A 26,648-nucleotide genomic window follows, 5' to 3' on the forward strand; every position below is an offset into this window, starting at 1 on the left:
CATGCAATATCAAATAGCTGGAGCGCGATGACGTGTGGAATGGAAGTCATTCGGGTCTAGCGAATAAGAGGATTGGGGAGGATCATCGCAATGGCCGTAGAGGGTCTGTCCATCAACCTGGCGACCGTGCGCCAGCAATATGACATGCGACAGGCGGTCGAAGCCTGCCTGAAGCAGGATATCGTCGCCATCGCGCCCTGGCGCGATCAGGTGCACAAGATCGGGCTTTCCGAAGCCGCTCGCATCGTTGCCGACAACAGGCTCAAGGTCACTGGCCTTTGCCGCGGCGGCATGTTTCCTGCCGCCGATGCCGAGGGCAGGGCGGCGGCGATCGACGACAACAAACGCGCGATCGACGAAGCGGCGGCGTTGAATGCCGATTGCCTCGTTCTCGTCGTCGGTGGGTTGCCGCCGGGATCGAAGGATATCGCCCATGCCCGCGAGATGGTGGCGGACGGCATTGCCGCGATCCTGCCGCATGCCCGCAGCGCCGGAATACCCTTGGCGATCGAGCCCCTGCATCCGATGTATGCCGGCGACCGCGCCTGCGTGAACACGCTGGAGCAGGCACTCGATATCTGCGATCTTCTCGGCGAAGGCATCGGTGTCGCCATCGATGTCTATCATGTCTGGTGGGATCCGAAGCTCTATGAGCAGATCGCGCGCGCCGGCGCTGGTGGCCGCATCCTGGCGCATCATATCTGCGACTGGCTCGTGCCGACCACGGATCTGCTGCTTGATCGCGGCATGATGGGTGACGGCGTCATCGATCTCAAGCGCATCCGCGCCGAGATCGAAAAAGCGGGCTTTTTCGGCCAGCAGGAAGTCGAGATCTTCTCTGAGAACAATTGGTGGAAGCGGCCGGGCGAGGAGGTTTTGTCCACCTGCGCCGAGCGCTTCCGCACCGTGTGCTAAGAGGCGGCCGTTCAGGCAAAGATCGGCAATAAAAAGCGCTATTGGATGGCAAGTGCCGCTAACGCCCCTTTTGGGTGGGTAGCGTCAACTGAAATGCGCGATGAGCGTGTGCTTCGCATGCTTCCTTAGCTATGAGGTTCTTTTAGTGAGTCTCATGCGATCAAGTTTATAGCTTTCCAGAAAATGGTTTTTGACCAAATTGAACCAGTCTTCTGGCAATGCGCCGAGCACACACGTGTTTTCAACAATTGGGCGCTGAGATATCCACTGTGCCGGACGCAGATCTGGACCAGGCCAGACGAAGGCATTGACTTCATCGGTGTAAATCCATTGCGGTTCGGCATCCAAGCCGATGTATCGGCGTAATTGCGGCGGGACTTCAATAGCTCTACGACCCTCCGGCGGACGCATATGAGAGATACCACGCCAATATTGATCCGAGTTCATCCCGCGTGGACAGTATCAGCGCGGTGGGATAAACCTTTTCACCATCCTGCCGCTTCTTGGCTTTGCTCGACCATAAGTACTCATAGGCGACGACGTGGCCAATGGGCTGCAGAGCGGGTATTTTCATTAGGTCAACGCTTCAATGGAAATGGCTCGAGGCTTTCGTCGATATCCGGGATGTCGTCCAGATTGTAAGGAGTATCGGTCTCCACGCGAGCCTCCATAATTCGGCTCACATCACTTTCCGACAAGGCCCCTACAGGGAGAGAAACTCTAAATCTCTGCCAAAGCTGATGAAACATTCCCGCCGACACTAAGTATGCTGTTGGTCTGCCATATTTCGTGATCTCGACGGGAGCCTGGTGCATCTTTTCGTGCCATTCGCCAAAATTCTTTTGGAATTCTGAAGCAGGTACACTGGCCATACTGACCTCCATTTTCCGTAACATGCACAACTCACACAAAAGTGGTCGGAATTTCAAGGCGGGCTTCTTGCGGCACAGCCTCCCTTTCAGATCGCAGCGATTTTATTGGTTTGGCGGATCTGAGAAACCCGCCGGCGGTTGCGCCCAAATTTCGCAAAAAAAGCCGGGCCAAGAAATGGCCCGGCTCTATTTCAAAGCGCAGATACGACGGCCTATTCAGCCGACACGATCTTGCCGCCTTCCCACTTGTAGAGCGAGAAGCTCTGCGAGGTCAGGTCGCCGGCTTCGCCGTAAGTGACCTTGCCGATGGCGGTGTCGACCGGCTCGCCCTTCTTCAGCACAGCACCGACGGCTTCGGCATCATCTGCCTTGCCAGCCTTCTCGATGCCAGCCTTCAGCACTTCCACGGCGGCATAGGCGTTGAGCGTGAAGGCTTCGGCCGGAATGTTGCGTGCCTTCAGGGCGGCAACGGCGCTCTGCGAGGCCGGGTTCTTCAGGGCGTCGGATGCATTGGTGAAGAGCGTGCCGGCTGCGGAATCGTTGGCGATCGCCCAATATTCGGTGTTGGACAGGCCGTCACCGCCGATGATCTGCGCCTTGACGGCGATGTCGTGCAGCTGGCGGGCAAGGAGGCCCGCTTCCGGGTGATAACCGCCGAAGTAGATCACCTCGACGCCGGCCTGCTTCAGCTTCGTCGTCAGAGCGCTGTAGTCCTTTTCGCCGGGGGTCAGCGAGTCGTTGACGACCTCGGTGACGCCACCCTTGTTGAGGGTCGCCTTGAAGGCCTCTGCCAGGCCCTTGCCGTAGGCGCCCTTGTCGTTGAGGATGGCGATCTTCTTGTCCTTGAAGTTCTTCACCACATACTCGGCGGCGACGGTTGCCTGCTGGTCGTCACGACCGCAGGTGCGCAGGATGTTGGTGAGGCCGCGATTGGTCAGGTCCGGAGCCGTCGCGGTCGGCGTGACCATCAGGATGCCGTTTTCGGCAAGCGCGTCGGAAACCGGAATGGCGACACCCGACGTGACCGGGCCGACGACGAAGCGGATGCTCTCGCCGACGAAGCCGTTGGCGACGGATACGCCCTGCTTCGGGTCGCCGGCGTCGTCGCCGAGCTTCAGAACGAGCTTCTGGCCGAGAACGCCACCACTCTTGTTGATTTCGTCCACGGCGGTCTGCGCGCCGTTCTTCACCTGTTCGCCATAGGCCGCGACCGGGCCGGTCAGCGGCGCGATGAGGCCGATGGTGATATCCGCATGCGCGAGAGGTGCGAAGGCCAGCGAAGCGACGAAGGTCGCGGCCGTCAATGTCTTCAGACTCATGTTAGCTCTCCTTGGATAGGCGCGGCAGCGCCCTTTGAACCCGTCTGCAATCGCCTGTCTCGACGCGCAAACTGCCGTGAGGCGTTCTTTTCAAGAAGACAGGGCTGATATCGAAGCCGATGATCGCCTTCGGACATTTTTTGATCTCGAAAGCGCCCATAAGGGTATTTTCTGTAGGAATATTGTGACGATTCCGCAAGAAAATAACCGTATCAAAGACAATTTTGACGATTTTTCGTTTCGTTTTGACGAGGGATGGTTGTTGTATCTTCACTGCCAAAGCCTAAGTGATATGGCTGTATGACGGGTGGATCCAAAAATGGAAATCGTTGCCTTTAACGTCGCATGGACCGCGGCAGCGATGCCGCTTGTTGTTATCTGACGTGTGCTTAAGGAGCCGGATGCCGCATGAGCGAGAATGACAATTCCGGAGTTTATTTCGACCTCTGGCGGCTGATCCCTGATGGCGCCCCGATCGTCACGCATTCCAGCCGGCTTTTTCCCGTGCGGCGGGATGGCGTGCCGGCCATGCTCAAGATCGCCGACGCGCCGGAAGAGAAATCGGGCGCCGAGCTCATGGTCTGGTGGAACGGGGTCGGTGCCGCGCATGTCCTCCAGCACAAGGACGATGCCGTTCTGCTCGAGCGAGCGACAGGCAGCCGCTCCCTCGCCGAGATGGCGCGGAATGGTCAAGATGATGAGGCAAGCCGCATCATCTGCGAGGCGGTCGCCGGGCTTCATGCCCCGCGTGGAATATCCTTGCCGCAATTGATCCCGCTCTTCGATCGGTTTCGTTCGCTCGAAGCTGCGGCGCGGCGTGAAGGCGGCGTCTTCGTGCGCTCCGCAGCGACCGCCTGTACGCTGCTATCGGAACCGCGGGATGTCGTGACCCTGCACGGCGATATTCATCACGGCAATATTCTGGACTTTGCGGAGCGGGGCTGGCTCGCGATCGATCCGAAGGGGTTGGTGGGTGAACGCGGGTTCGACTATGCCAACCTCTTCTGCAATCCGGACAACTCCGTCGCAACCGCGCCCGGCCGCCTTGCGCGGCAGGTGGGCATTGTTGCTGAAGCCGCACGGCTCGAGCGTCAGCGCTTGTTGCAATGGATTGTTGCCTGGGCGGGCCTTTCGGCGGCATGGCTGATCGAGGATGGCGAGGACGAGCACGTTCGGCCAACTCTTCGCGTCGCGGATATTGCGGCGGCTGAACTGGACAGGATGAGCCTTTAATCGGCCAAAGCATCCCGCCAGACCTGCTGGTAGCGTTGCAATCCCCGCAGTTCAGCACGGACAGGCGCATTTTCCGCGACGGCAGCTGGACGAATTCCCGTCAGCAGTGCGGCGCCCTGGCTGGTTCCGGTCGAACCTGGCAAGGCGATGACATCGCTGGACGTCACCGCGGCCAGCGCGACGAGATAGGCACGATTGAGAGCAAACGGACCCTCGACGAAGATCGGCCCTTTGGCACCGATCAGATCGAGGCAGGCTTCCGTCATCAGCGCAAGGTAAAGGCTGACGGCTGCGAGCCGTTCGGCGGTATCCGTCGCATTGCCGACCCATTGCATTTTTCTGCCCGGGAACGGGCCGGATCCCTCGACCACATTGGGCAACAGCATCAGACCTTTCTCGATCACCGTTTCAAGAGCGCCCTCGACGGCGGCGGTCGGTGCGGTGCCGATTTCGGCTGCCAGAATCTCGAACTCGCGGCCACCCATGAAACGGGCGGACGGGACGGCGCGACCATAGGCGTCGACGTTGGCCAGCGCGTCGCGCTCGGGATCGAGATGGGCGAGATCGCCGCCAACGCCGAAGCTGATCACCCATGTCCCCGTCGAGACGACCGCAAAGGGGGCTTCGTTCTCCACCAGATGCGGCAGAAGCGAGGCGTTGGAATCGTGAATGCCGCAATAGACGGGCACGGCCTGCGCCAGACCGATATCCGCGGCAAGCGTCGGCAGCACTGGCCCGAGTGCATCGAATGCCGAGTGTATGGGCGCCATCAGCGTGCGGATGCCAAGTGTGTCGACCAGAGAGGAGTAGCTTTGCGTGGTCGGGTTCCAGAGATCGGTGTGGCAGCCGAGCGACGTCACCTCGTTGGCCGCGATGCCGCTCAGGCGGAGCGCCCAATATTGCGGATAGGTCACGATCGTGGCGACATGGGCGAAATCGGCGGGAAAGATGCTTTTCAGATAATGGATCTGTGCGCCGACATTGAGCCCGACCGACAGTCCGGGCGAAAACGTCTCGCTGAAGTCCGGTCGCAATCGCGCGTAGGCATCCTGAAGGGCTTGGGGATAGTCGTGCTCGTAGTCGAGAACCGGCATGGCAAGGTTGCCGTCGGCCGCCAGCATCACAGCGGATGCGCCGTGCGTGGTGATCGAAATGGCGTCGAATCCCGGTGTGCTGGCAAAGCCCTTGAGGGCCGAGACGATGAAATCCCACAGCCCCTCAATATCGTAGTGCGGGTAGGGGCCTGATTTCAGAACGCTGTTCGCGGTCTTGACCGCGACGAGCTCGGCACCCGTCTCCGCATCGAGCACGACGACCTTGGCGTTGGTCTTGCCGATGTCGATCACGGCGATATGGCGATAGGCTGTTTCGTTGCTCATGGCAGATGGAAGACCGTGACGAGATCGCTCTGGACAGGCGAATTATCGGGATTGGTCGCCATGATGTCGGCCATGTGCGCCCACCATTTCTTCATGACGGGATGCTCCGGCAGGCTCGCCATGGAATGATCCTTCGGCCGCGTCAGCACGCCGAAGAGCGTGTTCGTGTCGCGGTCGAGATGGATCGAATAATCGCTGACGCCAGCCTGATGCAGCAGCTCTATGAGTTCGGGCCAGATCTCGTCGTGGCGCTTCCGGTATTCGGCCTCCATGCCGGGATTGAGCGTCATCTTGAAGGCGTGGCGTTCGAGAGCGGATGTCATTTGGCGCTCATGGTCTTGAGGCGCCTGGCGACGATCGGCAGCGCGATGGTGATGATGAGGAGGAGGCCGATGAAGATCGACATGACGATGCCCGGAACATTGAGCAGGCCGAGGCCGAAGGTGACGAGGCCCATGACAAAGGCCGCGATGACGACCCCACCGATCGTCCCCCACCCGCCGAGGATCGACACGCCGCCAAGCACCACCATGGTCACGACCTCCAGCTCCCAGCCGAGCGCGATCGACGGGCGCGTCGAGCCGAGCCGCGAGGTGAGGCAGACGGCGGCAATGCCGCTCATCAGGCCGGTCAGGAGAAACAGGATGAATTTGACCCGCTCGACCGGAATGCCGGAGAAGCGCGCGGCAAAGTCATTGTTGCCGATCGTATAGACCTGCCGGCCGAAATTCGTAGCATGCAGCAGGATCGCGAAGGCGATCGCCAGCACGATGAACAGCACGAATTCGAACGAGAAGACCCAGACGACATAACCCTGGCCGAAATAGGCGAAACTATCCGGATAGTTGCCATAGGCCTGATCGCCAAGCACGATATAGGAGATGCCGCGAAACAGGCTCATCGTACCGATGGTGACGACGATCGACGGCAACTTCAGCACCGAGACAAGGAAGCCGTTAAAAAGCCCGCAGATCAGGCCGACACCCAGGCCGATGGCGACAAGGCCGGGCGTGTCGATGCCAAGCTGGGCGGCGCCGCCCATGGCCGTCGAGGCGAGCGCGATGATGGCTGCGACCGAAAGGTCGATCTCGCCCGCAATGACGAGCAGCGCCATGGCAAAGGCGATCATCGCCTTTTCGGTAAAGTTGAATGTCGCGTCGGAGAGGTTGTAGGGATCGAGGAAATAGGGCGAGGCCAGCGAATTGAAGATGAAGATCGCGACCGCGACCCCAAGGAGCAGCGTTTCCCAGCTTGCCATGATGCGCTTGAAGGGCGTGCCGAGGCGATTCGGAATAGCGCGTTTTTCCGCCGTTGCCGCTTGCGAACCGTTGCTCATGCGCCTGCTCCCTGGTTGGCGGTGTCCTTTGCTGCCTGATCGCGCAAGATGATGCGGCCGCGGTTGCGTTCGCGCCGGGCGTTGAAGACGACGGCAAGGATGATGACGGTGCCTGATATCGCCATCTGCGTGAACGGCGAGATACCGATGACCGGAAGGGCGTTCTTGATGACGCCGAGAAAGAGCGCGCCCAGGACGGCGCCGGCGACGGAACCGACACCGCCGGCGATCGAAATGCCGCCGATGACACAGGCCGCCACACTATCAAGCTCGAAACCGTTGGCGATATCGACATAGGCGACGGCGTAGCGCGAAACCCAGAGATAGCCGCTGAGGCCGGCGAGCACGCCGGACAGAACGAAGGCGAGGAACCGCGTCCAGCCGACGTCGATGCCGGCATAGACGGCCGCAACCGGATTGCCGCCGCTGGCATAGGCTGAGCGGCCGAATTGCGTATAGCGCAGCACCAGAAACATCATCAGCACGATTGCGATGCCGATCCAGGCGAGCACCGGCAGGCCGAGAAGCTGTGCGCGCGGTACGTTCAGGAAGATCGGCGTGAACTGATGGGCATTGACCCAGGCGCCGCCCGACAGCACGAAAGCCATGCCACGATAGATCGTCAAGGTTCCCAGCGTCACGACGATCGGCGGGATTTCCAGAGCCCAGACGAGATAGCCGTTGATGGCGCCAAGAGCCGCGCCCATCAGGATCGCCATGATGACGAGCGCGATCAGCGGAATGTCGGGATAGGCCGCGTTCAGCATCGCGACCGCCATGCCCGTCAGCGCCAGGTTGGCGGCGACGGAGAGGTCGATCGATTTCGTCAGGATGACCGTCATCTGGGCGAGCGCCAGGATGATGAGGATCGAGGTATCGTTGAAGATATTGGCGAGATTGGCGGGCTCGGCAAAGCCGGCCGCACGCGTTGCGAAGCCGGCGATCATCACGATGATGATGATGGCGAGCAGTGTTTCGCGCTTTTTGAGGATGCGTGGCATCCCGTCCTCCCTAAAGCATTTTGCAGCCAGGTGTCCTCACCTGGCGCCGCACAAATGCGGCAAAAACAAACAGAGAGAGCGTTCTGGCTGATCGAAGAAAAGCCATGCCGCTCTATGCGTTGCCCGTGGCGGCGCGCACCAAGGTTTCCGGCGTCAGCCCCTCGCGCTCGAACAGGCCCGCGGACAGGCCTTCCTTCATGACCAGCACGCGATCCGCCATGCCGAGGATCTCGGGCAGTTCCGAGGAGATCATGATGATGCTGAGGCCTTCGGCCGCCAATTCGCTGATGAAACCATGGACGGCTGCCTTGGAGCCGATATCGATCCCCTTGGTGGGCTCGTCCAGAATGATGATCTTCGGCTGTGTCGCGAGCCACTTGCCGATGACGACCTTCTGCTGGTTGCCGCCGGAGAGCGTGCCGACCGGCACGGAAAGGGCGGCGGCACGCAGATCAAGCCGTTCGGCATATTTGCGTGCGAGGGCGAATTCATTGGCCGCCTTCAGGAAACCCTTGCGCGAGGTGCGTCCGAGCGAGGGCAGCGATATGTTTTGATAGATCGGCATCGGCAGCGCCAGGCCGTGGCGGCCACGCTCTTCCGGCACGTAGACGATGCCGGCGCGAATGGCGTCTTGCGGCGAGCGCACATGGATTTCCAGTCCGTCAAGCGTCAGTCGCCCGGACAGCGGCTTGGTGATGCCGAAGAGCGATTGGCAAAGCTCGGAGCGTCCGGCGCCGATCAGGCCGTAAACGCCGAGAATCTCACCGCGCCGCAGCTTGAAGGAGATGTCGCGGAATTCGGTGCGGTGACAGTATTTGTCGACCTCGAGAACGGTGTCACCGATGGTGACGGGCACTTTCGGGAAAGCGTCCTTGACGTCGCGTCCGACCATCATGCGGACGATCTCGTCCTGCGGCGTCGCCTTCAGCTCGCCATGGCCAACGGCGCGGCCGTCGCGGAAGACGACGAAATTGTCGGCGATTTCATAGAGCTCATCGAACTTATGGCTGATGAACAGGACAGCCTTGCCCTTTGCCTTCAACCCTTCGACGATGCGGAAGAGATCGTCGATCTCCTTGCGTGACAGGGCGGCAGTGGGCTCGTCCATGATGACGATGCGGGCCTCGATCGACAAAGCGCGCGCGATCGCGACGAGATGGCGCTGCGCAATGGAGAGGTCTTTCAATCGGATTGCGGGATCGATCGCGCTTTCCAGCGATTCGAGGAGTTCTTTCGACCGGCTGTTCATCGTTTTCCAGTCGATGGTGCGCCAGGACGTGCGCGGCGCATGGCCGAGGAAGATGTTTTCGGCGACGGTCAGTTCGTCGAAGAGCACGGTTTCCTGGTGAATGGCCGTGACGCCGGCATCGATGGCGGCCTGTGCATGGGCGAAGGCCACAGGCCTGCCATCGACGAGGATTTCACCCTCGTTCGGACGGTAGATGCCGGTGAGAATCTTGACGAGCGTCGATTTTCCCGCGCCGTTTTCGCCGATCAGGGCGGTCACCTTGCCGGGATAAAGCGAAATGCTGACGCCATCCAGCGCCTTGACGCCGGGAAAGATCTGGGAAATGCCGCGCATTTCCAGGATGGCCTGATTGTTCGCGGCTGGTGCGTCCGCTAGGGATCGTTGAAGGACTGTGGTCATCAGCAATGTACCGGAATAGTGAAATTGGGTCCGGCGGCTGACGCCGCCGGAGAGCTGCGAAGGCTATCGATCAGAAAACCTTGGAGAACTGATCGATGTTCGAAGCGTTGTAGACGAACGGATCGGCCATGGCGGCCTCGCCATTTTCGCCGACCTTGATCTTGCCCATGCGGCCGGCATTGATCTCGCTGCCCGGCTTGCCGTCGGTCTCGCCCTTGACGAGGCGATAGGCGATCTGCGTTGCGGAGTAGCCGAGATCGATCGGATTCCAGATCGCGAATTCCTTCGTGGCGCCCGACTTGATCGCGCCGGCCATTTCGGACGGCAGGCCGAGACCGGTGACATAGACCTGGCCGATCTTGCCGGCATCCTTGACGGCCTGCGAAGCGGCAAGCACGCCGACCGTCGTCGGGGCGACGATGACCTTGACTTCCGGATGCGAGGTCAGGAGGCCCTGGGCTTCACGATAGCTCTTGTCCGAGAGGTCGTCGCCGTAGACGGTCGTCACGAGATTGAGGCCCGGAAAATCCTTGAGCTGCTTCTTCATCTCGCCGATCCAGATGTTCTGGTTCGTCGATGTGGTCGTTGCCGACAGGATGGCGAAATTGCCCTTGCCGCCGTCGAGATGATCCTTGGCGAGCGTCAGGCACATCTTGCCGATCAGCTCGTTGGACGAAGGGTTCAGCTGCAGGATGCGGCCGGCCTTTGCGACGCCGGAATCCCAGGAGATCACCTTGATGCCGCGCTGCGTCGCCTTCTTGAGGGCTGGGACGACCGCATCGGGATCGTTCGCGGAAATCGCGATGGCATCGACGCCCTGCGCGATCAGCGAGTTGATCACTTCGATCTGGCCTTCGGCCGTGGTCGAGGTCGGGCCGGTGTAGATCACCTGCACGCCGCCGAGATCCTTGGCTGCTTCCTGTGCGCCCTTGTTGGCGGCCTCGAAGAAGCCGTTGCCCAGCGACTTCACCACGAGACCGATCTTGACGTCCTTTGCACTGGCCGCGCCGGCGAAAAGCGTGGCGGCGAGCGCAACGCCGATCGCCAGTTTCTTTGCTATATTCATGTCAGTTCCTCCCAAGGTTGATAGGCTATGCTCACCCCGTCTGAGCCATGTCTTTTATGCGACCGACGGGGAATCTTCCTCCTCGGCCTGAGCCGAAATATTTGCGATGACAAGCGAGATGCCCGCATCCTCGATCATGCGCACCGTCTCGGCGGTGACGCCGTCATCGGTGATGATGGTCGAGACCTGTTCAAGCGGACAGAGGATCAGGCTGGAGCGCTGACGGAACTTGCTGGAATCGACCATGACGACAAGCTCGTCGGCCTGACGCATGAGTTTCTGCTCGCTCTGGATGACCAGCGCGTCGGCTTCCATGACGCCAAGCGGGCCGACGCCCTGCGCGCCGATGAACATGCGCCGCGCGTAGAAATTCCGGATGGTATCGTTGTCGAAGGGCGAGAGGATCAGGCTCTGCTCTCGATAGATCGCGCCGCCAGGCACCGTCACCGTATTCTTCGAATGCTTGATCAGATGTTCGGCAATGGCGAAGGAATTGGTCATCACCTGCAGCCGGAAGGCCGAAATATAGTGCACGAGCTGGAATGTGGTCGTGCCGCCATTGATGATGATGGCGTCGCCGGGATTGCAGAGTTCAGCCGCCTTGCGCGCAATTGCACGCTTCCTATCGATATTGACGGCTTCGGATACGCGAAAGGGCCGCGCCGCCAGATTGCCGAGCTGAGGGGGATGGATCGATTCCGCGCCACCGCGCACGCGCCGGATTTTTCCCTGCACATGCAGGGCGGCGATATCACGGCGTATCGTCGCTTCCGAAGCTTCGGTCAGCTCGGAAATATCCTGAATCGTCACGACAGACTTTTCCTGTACGGCGCTCAGAATAATGCGATGGCGTTCACGTTCGTGCATCGGCTCCTCCTTGTTGGCGGTTATTTCGCAAATATGACAACGTGTCAATCACAAACGATCATAAACTTTCATATTGCATCGCAACATTATCGAATTTGATCGTTTTCGATTGACAAGGTGACTATGCGTGAGCGATACCCTGCTCACAAAGGGTGGTTCCATCATGATCCGGTCCGCCCGCAAGACTTGATGTGAAGAACTTGATTTCAAGGGAGGATGACATGGCGGCTGGCGTTCAGCTTCTGAAGAACCGTTGGGATGATGCATATGCGGCCGGCTTGGATGAGCCGGGCAAGCTGCTTTATCGGTCGAATCTGCTCGGTGCCGACAAGCGTATCACCAACTACGGCGGCGGCAACACATCGGCCAAGGTCATGGAAACCGATCCGCTCTCCGGCGAAAAGGTCAAGGTGCTCTGGGTCAAGGGCTCAGGCGGCGATGTCGGCACCATCAAGCTCGACGGTTTCGCGACGCTCTACCAGGACAAGCTCGACAGCCTGAAAAACATCTATCAGGGCGTCGCCGACGAGGATCGCATGGTCGGCTTCCTGCCGCATTGCACCTTCAATCTCAATGCGCGCGCCGCTTCGATCGACACGCCGCTGCACGGTTTCGTGCCGTTCACCCATGTCGATCACATGCATCCCGATGCCATTATCGCCATTGCCGCCTCGAAGAACTCGCGCGAACTGACGCGCGAAATCTTCGGCGACGACATCGGCTGGCTGCCCTGGCGCCGCCCCGGCTTCCAGCTCGGCCTCGATCTCGAAGCCTTCGTCAAGGCGCACCCGAATGCCAAGGGCGTCGTGCTGGAAAGCCATGGCCTGTTCACCTGGGCCGACGATGCCAAGGCCTGCTACGAGCTGACACTTCAGATCATCAACAAGGCGATCGAATGGTTCGCCGCCAAGACGGAAGGCAGGACCATTTTCGGTGGTGCCGTTGCTCAGAGCCTGCCGCAGGCGGAGCGCCGTGCCATCGCCGCCCGGTTGATGCCTGAGATCCGCGGTCGCATCGGCAAGGCAGAGCGCAAGCTCGGTGACTTCGACGATCAGGATGCCGTGCTCGAATTCGTCAACTCGAGGAGCCTTCGTCCGCTCGGTGCACTCGGCACGAGCTGCCCGGATCACTTCCTGCGCACCAAGATCCGGCCGTTGATCGTCGATTTCGATCCGGCCAAGCCCGATGTCGATGCCGTCATTGCCGGTCTCGACAAGGCGCTGGAAGACTATCGCGCCGACTACGCGCGCTACTACAATGATTGCAAGCATGACAACTCGCCTGCGATGCGCGATCCGAACCCGGTGATCTTCCTCGTTCCCGGCGTCGGCATGCTTTCCTTCGCCCGCGACAAGGCGACGGCCCGCATTGCCGGCGAGTTCTACGTCAACGCCATCAACGTCATGCGTGGCGCGTCCACCGTCTCCGAATATCAGGGCCTGCCGGAGCAGGAAGCCTTCGATATCGAATACTGGTTGCTGGAAGAGGCGAAGCTGCAGCGCATGCCGAAGCCGAAAAGCCTTGCCGGCAAGGTCGCCTTCGTTACCGGCGGCGCCGGCGGCATCGGCCGCGCCACGGCGGCGCGCCTGGTCGGCGAGGGTGCCTGCGTGGTTCTGGCGGATATCGACCAGGCAGCGCTTGACAGCACACAGGCGGATTTCGCCAAGAGATATGGCGCGGATGCGGTGCGCAGCGTCAAGCTCGACGTCACCAAGGAAGACGCCGTCATTTCCACCTTCGCCGAGGCCTGCGTCGAATTCGGCGGCGTCGACATTCTGGTGTCCAACGCCGGCATCGCGTCGTCCGCGCCGATCGAAAGCACCGAGCTTTCGATGTGGAACCGCAATATCGATATTCTCGCGACCGGCTATTTTCTGGTTTCGCGCGAAGCCTTCCGGCTGTTCCGGCGCCAGAATCTCGGCGGCAACGTCGTATTCGTCGCTTCCAAGAACGGTCTCGCATCCTCGCCGAACGCCGCCGCATATTGCACGGCAAAGGCTGCCGAAATCCATCTGGCCCGTTGCCTGGCGCTGGAAGGTGCCGAAGCCGGCATCCGCGTGAACACGGTCAATCCCGATGCCGTCCTTCGCGGCTCGAAGATCTGGAACGGCGAATGGCGTGAACAGCGCGCAGCCTCCTCGAAGATCGAGGTGGACGAGCTGGAGGAACATTACCGCAAGCGCTCGATGCTGAAGCTCAATGTCTTTCCTGAGGATATTGCCGAAGCGATCTACTTCCTGGCGTCGGATCTTTCCGCCAAGTCGACCGGCAATATCATCAACGTCGACGCCGGCAACGCGCAGAGCTTTACGCGCTAGTCGGCTATATTTTACCTTCTCCCCAGTGGGGAGAAGGTGGCCCGAAGGGTCGAATGAGGGGGCGGCGCTGCAAATGCGGTTCTATCTTTCGCTTACGCTCAAGATGTGAGTCGCTATGCTCCTCACTCCCCCTCATCTGCCGGTTGGGCATCTTCTCCCCGCTGGGGAGAAGAAGGGCGGGATGCCTCAATATTCGAATGACGTACATGGGAGGAAAGAATGGCCGAGTTTAGAATTGCGCCCGATCTGGTTGCTGCAGAAAACGACAAGCGCGCCGCTGCGCTGAAATCAGATTATGAGGCGCTTGGCGCCACGCTCGCCCGCCGCGGCGTCGATATCGAAGCCGCCACCAAAAAGGTTTCCGAATTTTTCGTCGCGGTCCCGTCCTGGGGTGTCGGCACCGGCGGCACGCGCTTTGCCCGCTTTCCGGGCACCGGCGAGCCACGCGGCATCTTCGACAAGCTTGACGATTGCGCCGTGATCCATCAGCTGACGCGGGCGACGCCGAATGTCTCGCTGCACATTCCATGGGACAAGGCGGATCCGCGCGAGCTCAGGGCGAAGGGCGATGCGCTCGGCCTCGGCTTCGACGCCATGAACTCCAACACATTCTCCGATGCGCCGGGCCAGGCGCATTCCTACAAGTTCGGCTCGCTCAGCCATGTCGACGCAGCAACGCGCGCCCAGGCCGTCGAGCACAACATCGAATGCATCGAGATCGGCAAGGCGATCGGCTCGAAGGCACTGACGGTGTGGATCGGCGATGGCTCGAACTTCCCGGGCCAGACCAATTTCACCAAGGCGTTCGAGCGCTATCTCGCCGCCATGGCCGATATCTACAAGGCGCTTCCCGACGACTGGCGGCTGTTTTCCGAGCACAAGATGTATGAGCCGGCCTTCTATTCCACGGTCGTTCAGGACTGGGGCACCAACTACCTGATCGCGCAGACGCTCGGTCCAAAAGCCCATTGCCTCGTCGATCTCGGCCACCACGCGCCGAATACCAATATCGAGATGATCGTCGCGCGCCTGATCCAGTTCGGCAAGCTCGGCGGCTTCCACTTCAACGATTCCAAATATGGCGACGACGATCTCGATGCCGGGGCTATCGAGCCCTATCGCCTGTTCCTCGTCTTCAATGAGCTGGTCGAAGCGGAACGGCGTGGGGTCAACGACTTCAATCCGGCGCATATGATCGACCAGTCGCACAATGTCACGGACCCGATCGAGAGCCTGATTTCCAGCGCCAACGAGATCCGCCGCGCCTATGCGCAGGCGCTGATCGTCGACCGGAAGGCATTGGATGGCTATCAGGAAGCGAATGACGCACTGATGGCATCGGAAACGCTAAAGCGCGCCTATCGCGCCGATGTCGAGCCGATCCTGGCCGAGGCCCGTCGCCGCACCGGCGGTGCGGTCGATCCGGTCGCGACCTACAGGGCGAGTGGCTACCGCCGCAAGGTTGCCGGCGAACGTCCGGCGTCTGTTGCCGGCGGTGGCGGGATCATCTGAGGACCCTGTAGATCCGGCGGATGGGCGAACGCACGCCCCTCCGCCGAAAGTGCCTTGGTCAATAGCCGAGCGCCATGCCATCCTTTCGATGGTCGGATGCGCCGAGCAGGATGCCGCGCTCGTGATCGATCATGATCGCTTGCGCGCCGCCGATCGGTTCATCCGCCCATTCGACGACATGGCCGCGTCGCTCCAGATCCCGCCTGGTTTCCTCCGATATGGTCGGCTCGAGCGAGAGCTTGCCGCCGAAACAGAAGCTGCGCGGTTGGTCGCTCGCCTGCTGCGGATCGAGATCGCGATCGAGGATCTGGGTGAGCATATGGGCATGACCGGCTGCCTGATATTGCCCGCCCATGACGCCGAAACTCATGCGCACCTTGCCATCTTCCATCAGCATGGCCGGAATGATCGTATGGAAAGGCAGTTTGCCGGGGCCGATGGCGTTCGGATGGCCTTGTTTGACAACGAAGCCGGCGCCGCGGTTCTGCAGCAATACGCCCGAGCGCGGCGCATAGATGCCGCTGCCGAAAGCCATGAACACGGAATTGATCAGAGAAATAGCGTTGCCATCCCGATCGACAAGGGAGACATAGACCGTATCGCGATGTGCCGGCGCATCCCAGATTTTGGTATCGCCGGCACGCTCGAGGCTGATCTTCGTCCGCATGGCAGCGATCGAGCGATCTGATAGCAACTCCTCTATATCGAATGTCACATGGTCGGGATCGCAGATCAGCTGGTCGCGCATGGCGTAACCAGCCTTGGTCGCTTCGGCGTGCAGGTGAATGCGGTCGGCTTCGGAGAGCTTGGGATCGCGAAGATCAAAGCCGTCGAGAATGCGGGTGATCAGCAGCGCCGCCAGGCCCTGGCCGTTCGGCGGGCATTCCAGCAGATCCCGGCCACGGAACTTGCCGGAAATCGGCTTCGTGTCGAAAGCCTCGTAGTCCGCGAAGTCGCTTTCCTCGTGCAGACCGCCGAGCGATTGAAGAAGCGTGGTGATCTCCTCAGCCACCGGACCGCGGTAGAAGGCGTCGCGGCCATCTCGGGCAACAGCCTTCAGAGTGGCGGCAAGCGCGGGGTTGGTAACACGGTCACCGGTGCGCGGCGCCTTGCCGTCCGGCAGGAAATAGGCGGCCGATTGCGGATATTTGGCGACACGGTCGCTGTAGCGGTGCCAATCGAGTTCGACGCGCGGCGTGATGCAATAACCCTCTTGCGCGGCTGCGATCGCCGGAGCCAGCACACGATCCATGCCCAGCCGGCCATAGGAGCCGATCAGCCGGCACCATGCATCGATCGCGCCGGGAATGGTCACGGCATGCGGGCTGTCGTCGGGGATGGCGGTAAAGCCTTTATCGAGGAAATAGCCGAGATTTGCCTTCTTCGGGGCGCGGCCGGAGCCGTTCAGTCCGACCGGCGTGCCGCCGGCTGCACTGTAGAGTGCGAAGCAATCGCCGCCGATCCCCGTCATGTGCGGGTCAATCACGGACTGCAGCGCAACCGCGGCAACGGCAGCATCCACGGCGTTGCCGCCGGCACGCAGAATGTCGACGGCGGCAAGCGTTGCCAGTGGATGCGAGGTCGCGGCCATGCCCTTGTCGGAAATGGCGACCGATCGGCCCGGCTTGAAAAAATCTCGCTGCTGCATGGTCTCGCTGCTCTCCATGTGTCCGGCTCTCATCCGCGTGCAATGCGGTACCGTAATGTTTTACGGTGTTTTGGCGGTCATGGAAGAGACGAACTCGCCGGATCATGATTTTCGGGATCCCGCGGCAATTGCGAGGTGAAGCCGAATGGTCGAACGACGAAAATATCTGGATGCTTGTCATGTTGGTCTGGCACATTGACGATCGAACTTGGGTTGAGTGATCGGAATTGTGAAAATCTCGCGCTCCTGATTCGCACGCGGCAGGGGATCACTTTCGAGTGGTCCGGCAGCTGGAATTGAGTATTGTCGAGGGCGTTGATGCCGTTGATTCATGATTTGATGATCGGCTGATGTCTCGAAGGACAGAGCCTGTTCCGGATAGGTGAGGAAAGACGATGACGACTGACATTAACGGTTTTGCCGGACGCCTGAAGCGCCGCGAAAATGGCGGCATGATCTCCGGCTGGGTCGGTATTCCCGACGCGATGCTCGTCAACCATCTGGCGCAGGAGGATTTCGATACCGTCGTACTGGATATGCAGCACGGCATGTGGGACATGGCTTCGGCTGCAAGCGGCATTGCGCATGTCCGGCTTGCCGGCAAGCCCGCGATTGCCCGTATTCCGGTCGGCGACTTCGCGTCGGCATCGCGGCTTCTGGACGCCGGCGCCTCCGCCATCATCGCGCCGATGATCAATTCCGGAGATGACGCCCGCGCCCTGGTGAAGGCGACAAAATATCCGCCGCTCGGCGAGCGCAGCTGGGGGCCTTCGCTTGCTCTCAATCATTTCGGCAATTCCGCCGAAGACTATCTGCAGAGCGCCAATAGCCTGACCGTCACCATCGCAATGGTCGAAACCCGGACGGCGCTCGATGCGATCGACGAGATCCTTGCGGTTGATGGTATCGACGGCATCTTCATCGGCCCGTCGGATCTTTCTATCGCACTTTCGAACGGTGCCCGCCTTGCGCCCGAGAGCGCCGCGATCGATCAGGCGCTTGCGACAGCGCTTGCACGCTGCCGCGCCCATGGCAAGGTCATCTGCGCCTTCGGTGGCGACGGTGATCGCGCCGGGCAATATCTGAAGCTCGGCCTCGATCTGGTCATCGCCGGCACGGAAACGGCACAGCTGCGGGCAGGCGCCCGCACGGCCATTCAGACTGCCCGCCAGATCGCCGGTTCATAACGGCTTTGTTCAGCGAAGAAGCCGCCCGGAAGCACTTCCGGGCGTGCCGATATATCGTCCGTGATCTCGATCAGCAGTTTCGGATCCGAAGATTCCGATTAGAGAGCGATGGGTTTCGCTAGTTTACGAGCTTTACGTAGCAGGGCCTGTACGTCTCTAAGCCGCAACCGCCACCAACGGCCTTTGCCGGCGTGATCGTGTTTTGGAGGGCGATCGCCACAAGCGCGAAGGCAATGATTGTCAAAACAGTTTTGGTATATTTGTCCATGAGCTATTCTTTCAAACGTAGCAAGCAATGGGTCGCACTTTAAAATTGCTTTTATAAAAGTAAATTCCCATTAGTTGCACTGAGCAATTCGCTGCCGAACCCATGCGCCGATGGGATGCATCGGCTTTTCTGTCGCGGCGAGCCCGGCTGCATGCTTGCATCGCCACCCGCCTGCGGGCATTCTCGCGCCAAGATGGCGGAGCGGAATGATTTGTCGAAGATGCAGGGATTGTCAGTAGGACGCGGCTTGCGGCGCGAAGCAGGACAGCGCGTGACCTTGCGGACGGTTGCGGCAGCGCTCGGCCTTTCGGTTACGACGGTCAGCCGCGCCTTGAAGGAAGGCCCCGAGGTCAACCGCGAGACGATCGAGCTGGTCAAGCGGGCGGCAAGCGAGCTCGGCTATCGTCCCAATCTCGGCGGCATCAATCTTCGTACCGGCAAGACCCACGCCATCGGCATCGTGCTGCCATTCGGGCGCGAGGGCGAGATGAACATCGTCGTCGCCTCGCTGATCGAGGGGGCGTCGCGCTACATGAAGGCGCGGGGCTACCGGACCACGATCGTACCGCAATTGCAGGCAGATGATCCCTTGGCGACGGTGCGCGACATCGTCGAGGAGGGTTCGGTCGACGGCATCGTCATCACGCATACGACCCCGCAGGACGATCGCGTCAAATATCTTCTCGAGGTCGGTATGCCCTTTGTCACCTTCGGGCGGACCGAACTTTTGAGCGTTCATCCGAGCATCGATCTCGACCATGAAGTAATCGGCGCGGAAGCCGCGCGCCTGCTTCTGGATGCCGGGCATGATATGCCGTTGCTGATCGCGCCCAGCCATCAATTCACCTACAGCCTGCAATTCGTTCGTGGCTGGCGCCGAGCCTTTGCCGAACGCCATCTGAACGTTCCGGACGATTGCATCCATTTCACCACCGCGACGCCCGATAATGGTCGCGAGATGGCAAAGCGCATAGCCGCGCTGAAGCCCGAAGCGACCGCTGCCTTCGTGGCGAGCGAGGAGGCGGCGCTCGGCTTCCTCGCCGGCTTGCGCGATGCCGGACGACAGGTCGGCAAGGATTTCGCCCTGATTACCTATGGCGGCACAGCGCTGCCGGATTTCTTCAATCCGCCGCTCAGCACGTTCCATTATTCGAACCATGCCATAGGCGAGCGTTTGGCCGCCTTTCTGCACCGGGCGATCGCCGGCGAAGATCCGGCCGACCTTCACGAAGTCGTCCGCGCCGCCTTCGTCGATCATCAAAGCCAGACCCGTCACGCCTGAACGATAATGCAGCTCGCAACGAGCGTAGATTTCTGGAAGGTATTCGTAACGTTACGAATTTCGATTTTGTCCAGAATTTGCGGAAGTAACCCGCAAAATATGAAGTTGACAGATGTTTCATTTTCCGAGATCGTAACGTTACGAATCGCCAAAAATTGGAGCTGGGAGGCTCGCCGGCAAGTCATTTCGGCGTTGCCGCGGAGCTACGTGGACAGGTGACCGCATCCCAAGGGAGGATGACATGAGCGACGGCTCGCTTTTTTTCGGATCGCCAATTTGGACTTTCAATTGGAATCCGCCCTATCAGGCGCCGCTCAAGCGGCTCGCCCGCACCGGCTGCAAGGGTTTCGAGCTGACCGCATGGTCGGTGGACATGCTGAGCTACTACACGCCGGAAACCATTGGCGAACTAAAGGCAATCGCCGATGGCGAGGGACTGGTTCTCACCAACTTCTTCTTCAACTTGCCATTCAGCCGTGCCGCGAACGCCGCCATGTCCACAGTCGATCTCGATGGCTACAAGCGCGGCATGGATGTGGCTGTCGCAATCGGTACGCCGATCGTGACAAGCATGACGCCCTATCCGTTTCAGTCCGACGTCAAGCCGATCCTGCAGCGGCCGATTTCACAGGAATGGGGTGCGGCGGTCGAGCCGCAATGGGACTGGACGGGCGAATACGAAGCCGTGGTCGACGGTTTCGCTCGAGCTTGCGAGATTGCCGCCTCCGCCGATCTCAGGGTCGCGATCGAGCCGCATCCCTATCGCTGGGTCAGTTCCGGACAGGGCATGCTACGCCTCATCGAGCGCACCGGCGCTGCCAACCTCGGCCTGAATTTCGATCCGAGCCATCTCTTTCCGGCCGGCGACATGCCGCATTATGTCGTGCTGGCGCTCGGCAATCGCATCTTCAATACGCATTTTTCCGACAATGAGGGCCATACCAATGCGCATTGGCGGCCGGGACGCGGCAAGATCGACTGGAAGGCGATCTTCGCGGCACTTCGGGCCGTCGGCTATTCCGGCCCGATCACGCTGGAGCTGGAAGATGCGCCGGGAGCCTCGCATTGGACGCATTTTCGCGAAGCGACGCCGGAATTCGACGACGAGATGCGGCGCGGCATGAGCTATCTGCGCGCCGCTGCCGCCGAGCTTGATATCACTGTTTCGTAAGAGGCAACCCAATGAGCAACGAGCCCATGAAAGTCGGCATCGTCGGCGCCGGCAATATCAGCGCCACCTATGTCGCGACCCTGCATATGTTCGATTTCATTCGCGTGAAATCGGTCTACGATCTCTATGACGTCTCGGCGCGCAAACTCGCCGAGCAGTTCGGCATCGAAGCCGTAGCGCTCGATACGATGCTCTCCGATCCGGAAATCGGCCTGATCATCAACCTGACGACGCCGGTCTCGCATCATGCCATCAGCAAGAAAGCACTTCTTGCCGGCAAGCACGTCTATTCGGAAAAGCCGCTTGGTGTCTCCATGGCCGAGGCGGAGGAGCTGATGGCGATCGCCCGGGCAGGGGATCTGCGGCTCGGCTGCGCGCCCGACACCTTCCTCGGCGGCGGCCATCAGCTGACACGGCGGCTGCTGGATGAAGGGCGCATCGGCAAGACGATCTCGGCGACCGCCATGCTGCTTTTGCCCGGTCATGAACACTGGCATCCCAATCCGGCCTTCTTCTACGGCCGTGGCGGCGGGCCGATGCTCGATGTCGGCCCCTATTACGTCACGAACCTGATTGCGCTGCTTGGCCCCGTGCGCGAGGTCTTCGGCACGGCGAAGATCACCCGCATCGAACGCACGGTGAAGACGGACCCGCGCCGCGGCGAGACGATCAAGGTTCTGGTGCCGACGCATCTGACTGGCGTGATGGAATTCCATAGCGGCGCAACCGTCACAATCGCCACCAGCTTCGATGTCATCAGGCACAAGCACAATCAGATCGAGCTTTACGGTTCCGAGGGCACCATGGTGACGCCGGATCCCAACAACTTCAGCGGCAAGGTCGAGATATTCCGCGACGGCGGCGAGGCCTGGGAAGAGATCCCGGTCGACCATCCCTATAGGGAGGGCGTGCCCGGGCATCTCGGGCTGCGCGGATTGGGCGCGGCCGAAATGGTGGATTCCCTTCGCTCGGGACGGCAGCATCGGGTATCGTCGGAGCTCGCCTTCCACGCTTTGGAGGTCATGACGGCGTTCGAGCGCTCCTCCCAGTCACGCGGCGTCATTGCGATTCATAGCAGCTGCGGCCGCCCGGATCCGATAGCATGCACAATTAATGAGGGACGTTTCGCTTAGGCTGCGCTATAGAATTCAGGAAAATGCGGTCCTTTCGGACTGCAGGCTTGACGAAGGGGCAATGCCCGAGGAAGCATTGGCCACTTGCGGCTGGGAGCGGAGGCCCGGCGGCGCGGTTTTGGAGGATCGTTGAATTCGGCATCCGACGTCTGTGGACGGCGGTGGCCGGGCGTTGGGAGAACACTATCAAAGGAGGAGGAACGCATGCGCAAATTGATGATGGCATTGGTCGGCGCCACGGCGCTGGTTGCGGCGAGCGTGACCGGCGCTCTCGCCGAAGGCAAGAAAGCTGAAGTCCTGCATTGGTGGACGTCCGGCGGCGAAGCCGCCGCCGTCAAGGAACTGGCCAAGGCCTTCAACGCCGCCGGCGGCGAATGGGTGGATACCGCAATTGCCGGCTCCGGCTCGACCGCCCGCCCGATCGGCATCAACCGCATCATCGGCGGCAACCCGCCGACGGCCATGCAGTTCAACACCGGCACCCAGATGAACGAACTGGCCCAGCAAGGCCTGCTACGTCCGCTCGACGATCTCGCCAAGGAGCAGGATTGGAAATCGGTCCTGACGCCGTCCTTCTATCAGGCCATCCAATTCCAGGACCATATCTACGGCGCGCCGATCAATGACCACGGCCAGAACTGGGTCTTCTATTCCAAGGCCGTCTTCACAAAGGCCGGCGTCACGCAAGAGCCGAAGACCTGGGATGAAATGTTTGCCGCGCTCGACAAGATCAAGGCTGCCGGCCTGATCCCGGTCGCTGTTGGCGGCCAGCCCTGGCAGCTGCAGTCGATGTTCAATGCCATCCTTCTCGGCGAAGGCGGCAAGGAGCTCTACGCCAAGGTCTGGAAGGATCTCGATACGGATGCCGTCAAATCAGACAAGTTCAAGCACGTGGCGGAAGTCTTCGCCAAGCTGCGCAATTATCAGGATCCGGGCAGCCCGAACCGTGACTGGAACGTTGCGACCGGCATGCTGATCGACGGCAAGGCTGGTATTCAGTTCATGGGCGACTGGGCCAAGGGCGAGTTCATCCATGCCGGCCTCGTCGCCGACAAGGATTTCGGCTGTATCCTCGGACCGGGCGAATCCAACTTCATGATGGGCGGCGACATCTTCGTGTTCCCGGTTCTGAAGGACAAGACCGCGACCGACGCCCAGACGCTGCTGGCGACAGTCATCATGTCGAAGGAAGGCCAGCTTGCCTTCAACTCGAAGAAGGGTTCCGTGCCCGTGCGTCTCGACGTCGATACCTCGAAGCTCGATGCTTGCGCCCAGAAAGGCTTGACTGCGCTCAAGGATCCGAGCCGCCAGATCCTCGCGCCGGATGTGCTCACGGCTCAGGACATCGTCCAGACGGAACAGGATCTGGTCGCCCAATACTGGACGACGCCCAGTATGACGGCCGACCAGTTCGCCGAGCAGTTTGCACAGGTGATTGAGCAGGCGAAGTAAGCTTCGATCGACATCCATGCGGCGGCAGGCATCCCCTGCCGCCGGCTTCCATGAATGCTGAGGAGGAGCGCGCCCATGAGCACCCCAGACACGAGTGCCGCCACTGTGCAAGCGGCCGCTGCGCCTGCGAGCGTCAGCCGCAGGAAGATGCATTTTTCGCCCTATGTGGCGCTGTTCCCGGCTTTTGCCATCGTGCTTCTGGCCTATGTCGTCACCGTCGTCTGGAACATCTGGATATCGTTCACGGACAGCAAGGTGCTGCCGGTCAACATCTTCGTCGGCACGAAGCAGTATGAGCGGCTGTTTTCGACGGCGCGCTGGCTGCTGTCGCTGCAAAACGTCGTCGTCTTCGGCATTCTGTTTATTGCCGGCTGCCTGATCCTCGGCTTTCTACTCGCCGTCGCGCTCGATCAGAAGGTGCGCTTCGAAAATACCTTCCGGACGATCTTTCTCTATCCCTTCGCCATGTCCTTCATCGTGACCGGGTTGGTCTGGCAATGGATCATGAACCCGACGCTCGGCCTGCAGAAGGTTGCCGATAGCATCGGCTTTACCTGGTTCCGCTTCGACTGGATCGTCCAGAGCGATCTTGCACTCTACGTCATCGTGCTTGCCGGTATCTGGCAATCCTCCGGCCTCGTCATGGCGATCATGCTGGCGGGCCTGCGCGGCGTCGACCGTGAATTGTGGAAGGCGACGCGCATTGACGGCATACCGAGCTGGCGCGTCTATCTGCACATCGTCATCCCGATCCTCAGGCCGACGATTATCACGGCCAGCGTGCTTCTGGCGATTGCGGTCGTCAGGGTCTACGAGCTGGTTCTGGCGACCACGGGCGGCGGTCCGGGCATATCGACCGAAGTGCCCGGGAAATTCATCATGGATTACCTGTTCGGCCGCGGCAATATCGGCCTTGCGACCGGGGCATCGACCGTGATGTTCATCACGGTGGTCGTCCTGGTCACGCCGTGGCTCTATTATGAATATTTCCGCGAAAAGCCGAGGGGGAACTGATGACGACGCCATCTTCCGTCACTGGTGCCATGCAGGGTCCGACCGGGCGCAAGCCGCAGCATCTGACCCCAGGACGCATCGGCCTCTACGCTTTTCTCGTGATGGCTGCGCTGTTCTTTCTGCTGCCGCTCTACGTGATGCTTGTGACTTCATTCAAATCCATGCCGGAGATCCGGCAGGGCAATATTTTCGCCTTTCCGCAGATGTGGACGGCCGATGCCTGGGTGCAGGCTTGGAGTACGGCCTGCACCGGCCTTGAATGCGGCGGCATCAGCGTCGGCTTCTGGAATTCGGTGAAGATCCTGATCCCGAGCATGATCCTGTCGATCTTCATCTCGTCGCTGACCGGTTACGCGCTATCCTTCTGGCGGGTCAAGGGTGCAAACGTTCTCTTTGCCATCCTGCTGCTCGGCGCCTTCATCCCCTATCAGGTGTTCATCTATCCGCTGGTGCTGATCTATCGCGATATCGGCATCTATTCGACGCTGCCCTGCATCATCATCACCCACACGGTCTTCGGCCTGCCGGTTCTGACGCTGCTGTTCCGCAACTATTATTCCAGTCTGCCGACGGAGCTCTTCAAGGCGGCCCGTATCGACGGCGCCGGGCTTTGGCAGATCTTCTTCCGGCTGATGATCCCGATGTCGATCCCGATCCTGGTGGTGGCGGCGATCCTGCAGGTGACCGGCATCTGGAACGATTTCCTCTTCGGTGTCGTTTTCGCCGGCCGGGAAAACTTCCCCATGACGGTTCAGCTCAACAACATCGTCAACTCCACCCAGGGCGAGAAGCTCTACAACGTCAACATGGCGGCGACCATTCTCACTGCCCTGGTGCCGCTGATCGTCTATTTCGGCTCGGGCCGCTGGTTCGTGCGCGGCATCACCGCCGGCGCAGTCAAGGGATAGTTCATGGCCAATGTTTCCATTCGCGAACTAGCAATCGATTTCGGCAGCGTCAGTGTCCTGAAATCGCTCAATCTCGAGATACAATCCGGCGAGTTCATCGTGCTGCTCGGCCCGTCCGGCTGCGGCAAGTCGACCTTGCTCAATGCGATTGCCGGGCTGACCGACATCACCGACGGGCAGATCTGGATCGGCGACAAGAACGTCACCTGGGAAGAGCCGAAGGATCGCGGCATCGGCATGGTGTTCCAGTCCTATGCGCTCTATCCGACGATGACGGTGGAGGGAAATCTGTCCTTCGGGCTGCGCATCGCCGGCATGGCAAAGGACGAGATCGCCCAGCGTGTCGACCGCGCCGTGCAGATCCTGCAGATCGATCCCTTGCGCAAGCGGCGGCCCGGCGAACTGTCCGGCGGTCAGCGCCAGCGCGTCGCCATCGGCCGCGCCCTGGTGCGCGACGTCGATGTCTTCCTGTTCGACGAGCCGCTCTCCAATCTCGATGCCAAGCTTCGAACCGAACTGCGTGTCGAGCTGAAGCGGCTGCACAGCGGCCTTGGCTCCACCATGATCTATGTGACGCACGACCAGATTGAGGCGCTGACGCTTGCCGATCGCATCGCGGTCATGAGCGGCGGGGTCATCCAGCAATTCGCGACGCCGAAGGAAATCTACCGGCGTCCGGTCAATCGCTTCGTTGCCGGCTTCGTCGGTTCGCCGTCGATGAATTTCCTGTCCGGGCAGGTGACGAGCAATGGCGGCACACCGGCCTTCGCATTGTCCGACGGCCGCAAGATCGATCTCAACGGTTACGAGTTCTCCGGCACGCCCGGCGAGGGCCGCAAGGCGACGCTCGGCGTCCGGCCCGAGCAGATGCAGTTCCAGCCCGCGGGCGGTCGGGCCGCGAGCCTGCCGGCAACCTTCACCATCGTCGAGCCCATGGGCTCGGACAATCTGATCTGGGGCCAGGTCGGCAGCGAGACGCTGTCGGTGCGTATCGATGCCGACGAGGATGTCGCGCTCGACCGAGAGCAGCCGGTCTATTTCCAGCCGACGCTCGCGTCGCTGTTCGGCGAAGACGGGCAGCGTCTGTAAAACACTGTGCCGCGCGTTCGACGAAGCGCG

The 26,648-nt window shown here is 60.7% G+C and carries 23 protein-coding genes; 12 read left to right on the forward strand and 11 right to left on the reverse strand.

All coding sequences use genetic code 11. The annotated features are described in order from the left end of the window. The first annotated feature begins 90 nt into the window (after positions 1–90). A complete protein-coding gene (locus HGP16_RS20325; protein ID WP_168841801.1) occupies positions 91–915 on the forward strand; it encodes a sugar phosphate isomerase/epimerase in 825 nt (274 codons plus the stop codon). A 129-nt stretch (positions 916–1,044) separates the two neighbouring features. Here HGP16_RS20325 and HGP16_RS20330 read toward each other — a convergent pair whose 3' ends face one another. The 3 genes from HGP16_RS20330 to HGP16_RS20340 form a co-directional block, all read right to left on the reverse strand. Beyond that, positions 1,045–1,326 (reverse strand): hypothetical protein, encoded by a 282-nt coding sequence (locus HGP16_RS20330; RefSeq protein ID WP_168841802.1) that lies wholly within the window; start codon positions 1,324–1,326, stop codon positions 1,045–1,047. 167 nt (positions 1,327–1,493) lie between these two features. Next, entirely contained in the window at positions 1,494–1,787 is a 294-nt protein-coding gene (locus HGP16_RS20335) for a type II toxin-antitoxin system Phd/YefM family antitoxin (RefSeq protein ID WP_168841803.1), read from the reverse strand. A gap of 212 nt (positions 1,788–1,999) precedes the next feature. After that, positions 2,000–3,106 (reverse strand): branched-chain amino acid ABC transporter substrate-binding protein, encoded by a 1,107-nt coding sequence (locus HGP16_RS20340; RefSeq protein WP_168841804.1) that lies wholly within the window; start codon positions 3,104–3,106, stop codon positions 2,000–2,002. Between the two features lie 408 nt (positions 3,107–3,514). Between HGP16_RS20340 and HGP16_RS20345 the strand changes: the two genes are divergently transcribed. Then, positions 3,515–4,339 (forward strand): aminoglycoside phosphotransferase family protein, encoded by an 825-nt coding sequence (locus HGP16_RS20345; RefSeq protein WP_168841805.1) that lies wholly within the window; start codon positions 3,515–3,517, stop codon positions 4,337–4,339. On the opposite strand, the gene HGP16_RS20350 is transcribed toward HGP16_RS20345, so the two are convergent. The 7 genes from HGP16_RS20350 to HGP16_RS20380 all read right to left on the reverse strand — a co-directional run bounded on the left by HGP16_RS20350 (position 4,336) and on the right by HGP16_RS20380 (position 11,636). Continuing rightward, positions 4,336–5,718: an FGGY-family carbohydrate kinase gene (locus HGP16_RS20350; RefSeq protein ID WP_168841806.1), complete on the reverse strand. Its 1,383-nt coding sequence runs from the start codon at positions 5,716–5,718 to the stop codon at positions 4,336–4,338. The two genes, HGP16_RS20345 and HGP16_RS20350, sit on opposite strands and share 4 nt — an antisense overlap. Then, entirely contained in the window at positions 5,715–6,041 is a 327-nt protein-coding gene (gene rhaM, locus HGP16_RS20355) for an L-rhamnose mutarotase (protein ID WP_168841807.1), read from the reverse strand. The genes HGP16_RS20350 and rhaM overlap by 4 nt, the downstream gene beginning before the upstream one ends. Further along, positions 6,038–7,054, reverse strand: coding sequence for an ABC transporter permease (locus HGP16_RS20360; RefSeq protein ID WP_168841808.1), 1,017 nt, complete (start codon positions 7,052–7,054; stop codon positions 6,038–6,040). Before HGP16_RS20360 ends, rhaM begins: the two co-directional genes overlap by 4 nt. Next, positions 7,051–8,055 carry an ABC transporter permease gene (locus tag HGP16_RS20365; protein WP_168841809.1) on the reverse strand — a complete coding sequence of 335 codons (1,005 nt, stop codon included), beginning with the start codon at positions 8,053–8,055 and terminating at the stop codon, positions 7,051–7,053. Before HGP16_RS20365 ends, HGP16_RS20360 begins: the two co-directional genes overlap by 4 nt. A 112-nt stretch (positions 8,056–8,167) precedes the next feature. Then, positions 8,168–9,703 carry a sugar ABC transporter ATP-binding protein gene (locus HGP16_RS20370; RefSeq protein WP_168841810.1) on the reverse strand — a complete coding sequence of 512 codons (1,536 nt, stop codon included), beginning with the start codon at positions 9,701–9,703 and terminating at the stop codon, positions 8,168–8,170. Positions 9,704–9,773: 70 nt separating this feature from the next. Beyond that, positions 9,774–10,769, reverse strand: a complete 996-nt coding sequence (rhaS, locus tag HGP16_RS20375) for a rhamnose ABC transporter substrate-binding protein (protein ID WP_112342357.1) — start codon at positions 10,767–10,769, stop codon at positions 9,774–9,776. Between the two features lie 54 nt (positions 10,770–10,823). Beyond that, a complete protein-coding gene (locus HGP16_RS20380; RefSeq protein WP_168841811.1) occupies positions 10,824–11,636 on the reverse strand; it encodes a DeoR/GlpR family DNA-binding transcription regulator in 813 nt (270 codons plus the stop codon). A gap of 221 nt (positions 11,637–11,857) precedes the next feature. Between HGP16_RS20380 and HGP16_RS20385 the strand changes: the two genes are divergently transcribed. Next, positions 11,858–13,954: a bifunctional rhamnulose-1-phosphate aldolase/short-chain dehydrogenase gene (locus HGP16_RS20385; RefSeq protein ID WP_168841812.1), complete on the forward strand. Its 2,097-nt coding sequence runs from the start codon at positions 11,858–11,860 to the stop codon at positions 13,952–13,954. Positions 13,955–14,173: 219 nt separating this feature from the next. Beyond that, a complete protein-coding gene (gene rhaI, locus HGP16_RS20390; protein WP_168841813.1) occupies positions 14,174–15,466 on the forward strand; it encodes an L-rhamnose catabolism isomerase in 1,293 nt (430 codons plus the stop codon). Positions 15,467–15,524: 58 nt separating this feature from the next. On the opposite strand, the gene ggt is transcribed toward rhaI, so the two are convergent. Further along, positions 15,525–17,114 carry a gamma-glutamyltransferase gene (ggt, locus tag HGP16_RS20395; RefSeq protein ID WP_168841850.1) on the reverse strand — a complete coding sequence of 530 codons (1,590 nt, stop codon included), beginning with the start codon at positions 17,112–17,114 and terminating at the stop codon, positions 15,525–15,527. 395 nt (positions 17,115–17,509) lie between these two features. On the opposite strand from ggt, the gene HGP16_RS20400 reads away from it, so the two are divergent. From HGP16_RS20400 to HGP16_RS20435, 8 genes are all read left to right on the forward strand, one after another. Beyond that, a complete protein-coding gene (locus HGP16_RS20400) occupies positions 17,510–18,301 on the forward strand; it encodes an HpcH/HpaI aldolase family protein (RefSeq protein ID WP_168841814.1) in 792 nt (263 codons plus the stop codon). A 488-nt stretch (positions 18,302–18,789) separates the two neighbouring features. Further along, complete coding sequence (locus HGP16_RS20405) at positions 18,790–19,851, forward strand: LacI family transcriptional regulator (RefSeq protein WP_246703411.1); 1,062 nt, start codon at positions 18,790–18,792, stop codon at positions 19,849–19,851. A gap of 241 nt (positions 19,852–20,092) precedes the next feature. Further along, a complete protein-coding gene (locus HGP16_RS20410; RefSeq protein ID WP_168841816.1) occupies positions 20,093–21,022 on the forward strand; it encodes a sugar phosphate isomerase/epimerase family protein in 930 nt (309 codons plus the stop codon). Positions 21,023–21,033: 11 nt separating this feature from the next. After that, a complete protein-coding gene (locus HGP16_RS20415; RefSeq protein WP_168841817.1) occupies positions 21,034–22,155 on the forward strand; it encodes a Gfo/Idh/MocA family protein in 1,122 nt (373 codons plus the stop codon). Between the two features lie 204 nt (positions 22,156–22,359). After that, the gene (locus HGP16_RS20420) at positions 22,360–23,607 is read left to right on the forward strand and encodes an ABC transporter substrate-binding protein (RefSeq protein ID WP_246703387.1); all 1,248 of its coding nucleotides are present in this window, start codon (positions 22,360–22,362) and stop codon (positions 23,605–23,607) included. 147 nt (positions 23,608–23,754) lie between these two features. Beyond that, entirely contained in the window at positions 23,755–24,621 is an 867-nt protein-coding gene (locus tag HGP16_RS20425) for a carbohydrate ABC transporter permease (protein WP_246703410.1), read from the forward strand. Further along, positions 24,621–25,529, forward strand: a complete 909-nt coding sequence (locus HGP16_RS20430; protein WP_168841819.1) for a carbohydrate ABC transporter permease — start codon at positions 24,621–24,623, stop codon at positions 25,527–25,529. The genes HGP16_RS20425 and HGP16_RS20430 overlap by 1 nt, the downstream gene beginning before the upstream one ends. A gap of 3 nt (positions 25,530–25,532) precedes the next feature. Further along, a complete protein-coding gene (locus tag HGP16_RS20435; protein WP_168841820.1) occupies positions 25,533–26,618 on the forward strand; it encodes an ABC transporter ATP-binding protein in 1,086 nt (361 codons plus the stop codon). The last annotated feature ends 30 nt before the right edge of the window (positions 26,619–26,648 follow it).

It is taken from the genome of Rhizobium sp. P40RR-XXII, assembly GCF_012641405.1.
GTDB lineage: Bacteria > Pseudomonadota > Alphaproteobacteria > Rhizobiales > Rhizobiaceae > Rhizobium.

Bases quoted from the DNA above. Each gene is read 5' to 3' on its own strand.
- HGP16_RS20425 (WP_246703410.1), top strand. From the start codon at position 23,755: ATGCATTTTTCGCCCTATGTGGCGCTGTTCCCGGCTTTTGCCATCGTG.
- ggt (WP_168841850.1), bottom strand. From the start codon at position 17,114: ATGCAGCAGCGAGATTTTTTCAAGCCGGGCCGATCGGTCGCCATTTCC.
- HGP16_RS20435 (WP_168841820.1), top strand. From the start codon at position 25,533: ATGGCCAATGTTTCCATTCGCGAACTAGCAATCGATTTCGGCAGCGTC.
- HGP16_RS20430 (WP_168841819.1), top strand. From the start codon at position 24,621: ATGACGACGCCATCTTCCGTCACTGGTGCCATGCAGGGTCCGACCGGG.
- rhaM (WP_168841807.1), bottom strand. From the start codon at position 6,041: ATGACATCCGCTCTCGAACGCCACGCCTTCAAGATGACGCTCAATCCC.
- HGP16_RS20345 (WP_168841805.1), top strand. From the start codon at position 3,515: ATGAGCGAGAATGACAATTCCGGAGTTTATTTCGACCTCTGGCGGCTG.
- HGP16_RS20330 (WP_168841802.1), bottom strand. From the start codon at position 1,326: ATGCGTCCGCCGGAGGGTCGTAGAGCTATTGAAGTCCCGCCGCAATTA.
- HGP16_RS20340 (WP_168841804.1), bottom strand. From the start codon at position 3,106: ATGAGTCTGAAGACATTGACGGCCGCGACCTTCGTCGCTTCGCTGGCC.
- HGP16_RS20360 (WP_168841808.1), bottom strand. From the start codon at position 7,054: ATGAGCAACGGTTCGCAAGCGGCAACGGCGGAAAAACGCGCTATTCCG.
- HGP16_RS20410 (WP_168841816.1), top strand. From the start codon at position 20,093: ATGAGCGACGGCTCGCTTTTTTTCGGATCGCCAATTTGGACTTTCAAT.
- HGP16_RS20380 (WP_168841811.1), bottom strand. From the start codon at position 11,636: ATGCACGAACGTGAACGCCATCGCATTATTCTGAGCGCCGTACAGGAA.
- HGP16_RS20365 (WP_168841809.1), bottom strand. From the start codon at position 8,055: ATGCCACGCATCCTCAAAAAGCGCGAAACACTGCTCGCCATCATCATC.
- HGP16_RS20405 (WP_246703411.1), top strand. From the start codon at position 18,790: ATGCAGGGATTGTCAGTAGGACGCGGCTTGCGGCGCGAAGCAGGACAG.
- HGP16_RS20420 (WP_246703387.1), top strand. From the start codon at position 22,360: ATGCGCAAATTGATGATGGCATTGGTCGGCGCCACGGCGCTGGTTGCG.
- HGP16_RS20385 (WP_168841812.1), top strand. From the start codon at position 11,858: ATGGCGGCTGGCGTTCAGCTTCTGAAGAACCGTTGGGATGATGCATAT.
- HGP16_RS20325 (WP_168841801.1), top strand. From the start codon at position 91: ATGGCCGTAGAGGGTCTGTCCATCAACCTGGCGACCGTGCGCCAGCAA.
- HGP16_RS20335 (WP_168841803.1), bottom strand. From the start codon at position 1,787: ATGGCCAGTGTACCTGCTTCAGAATTCCAAAAGAATTTTGGCGAATGG.
- rhaS (WP_112342357.1), bottom strand. From the start codon at position 10,769: ATGAATATAGCAAAGAAACTGGCGATCGGCGTTGCGCTCGCCGCCACG.
- rhaI (WP_168841813.1), top strand. From the start codon at position 14,174: ATGGCCGAGTTTAGAATTGCGCCCGATCTGGTTGCTGCAGAAAACGAC.
- HGP16_RS20350 (WP_168841806.1), bottom strand. From the start codon at position 5,718: ATGAGCAACGAAACAGCCTATCGCCATATCGCCGTGATCGACATCGGC.
- HGP16_RS20415 (WP_168841817.1), top strand. From the start codon at position 21,034: ATGAGCAACGAGCCCATGAAAGTCGGCATCGTCGGCGCCGGCAATATC.
- HGP16_RS20370 (WP_168841810.1), bottom strand. From the start codon at position 9,703: ATGACCACAGTCCTTCAACGATCCCTAGCGGACGCACCAGCCGCGAAC.
- HGP16_RS20400 (WP_168841814.1), top strand. From the start codon at position 17,510: ATGACGACTGACATTAACGGTTTTGCCGGACGCCTGAAGCGCCGCGAA.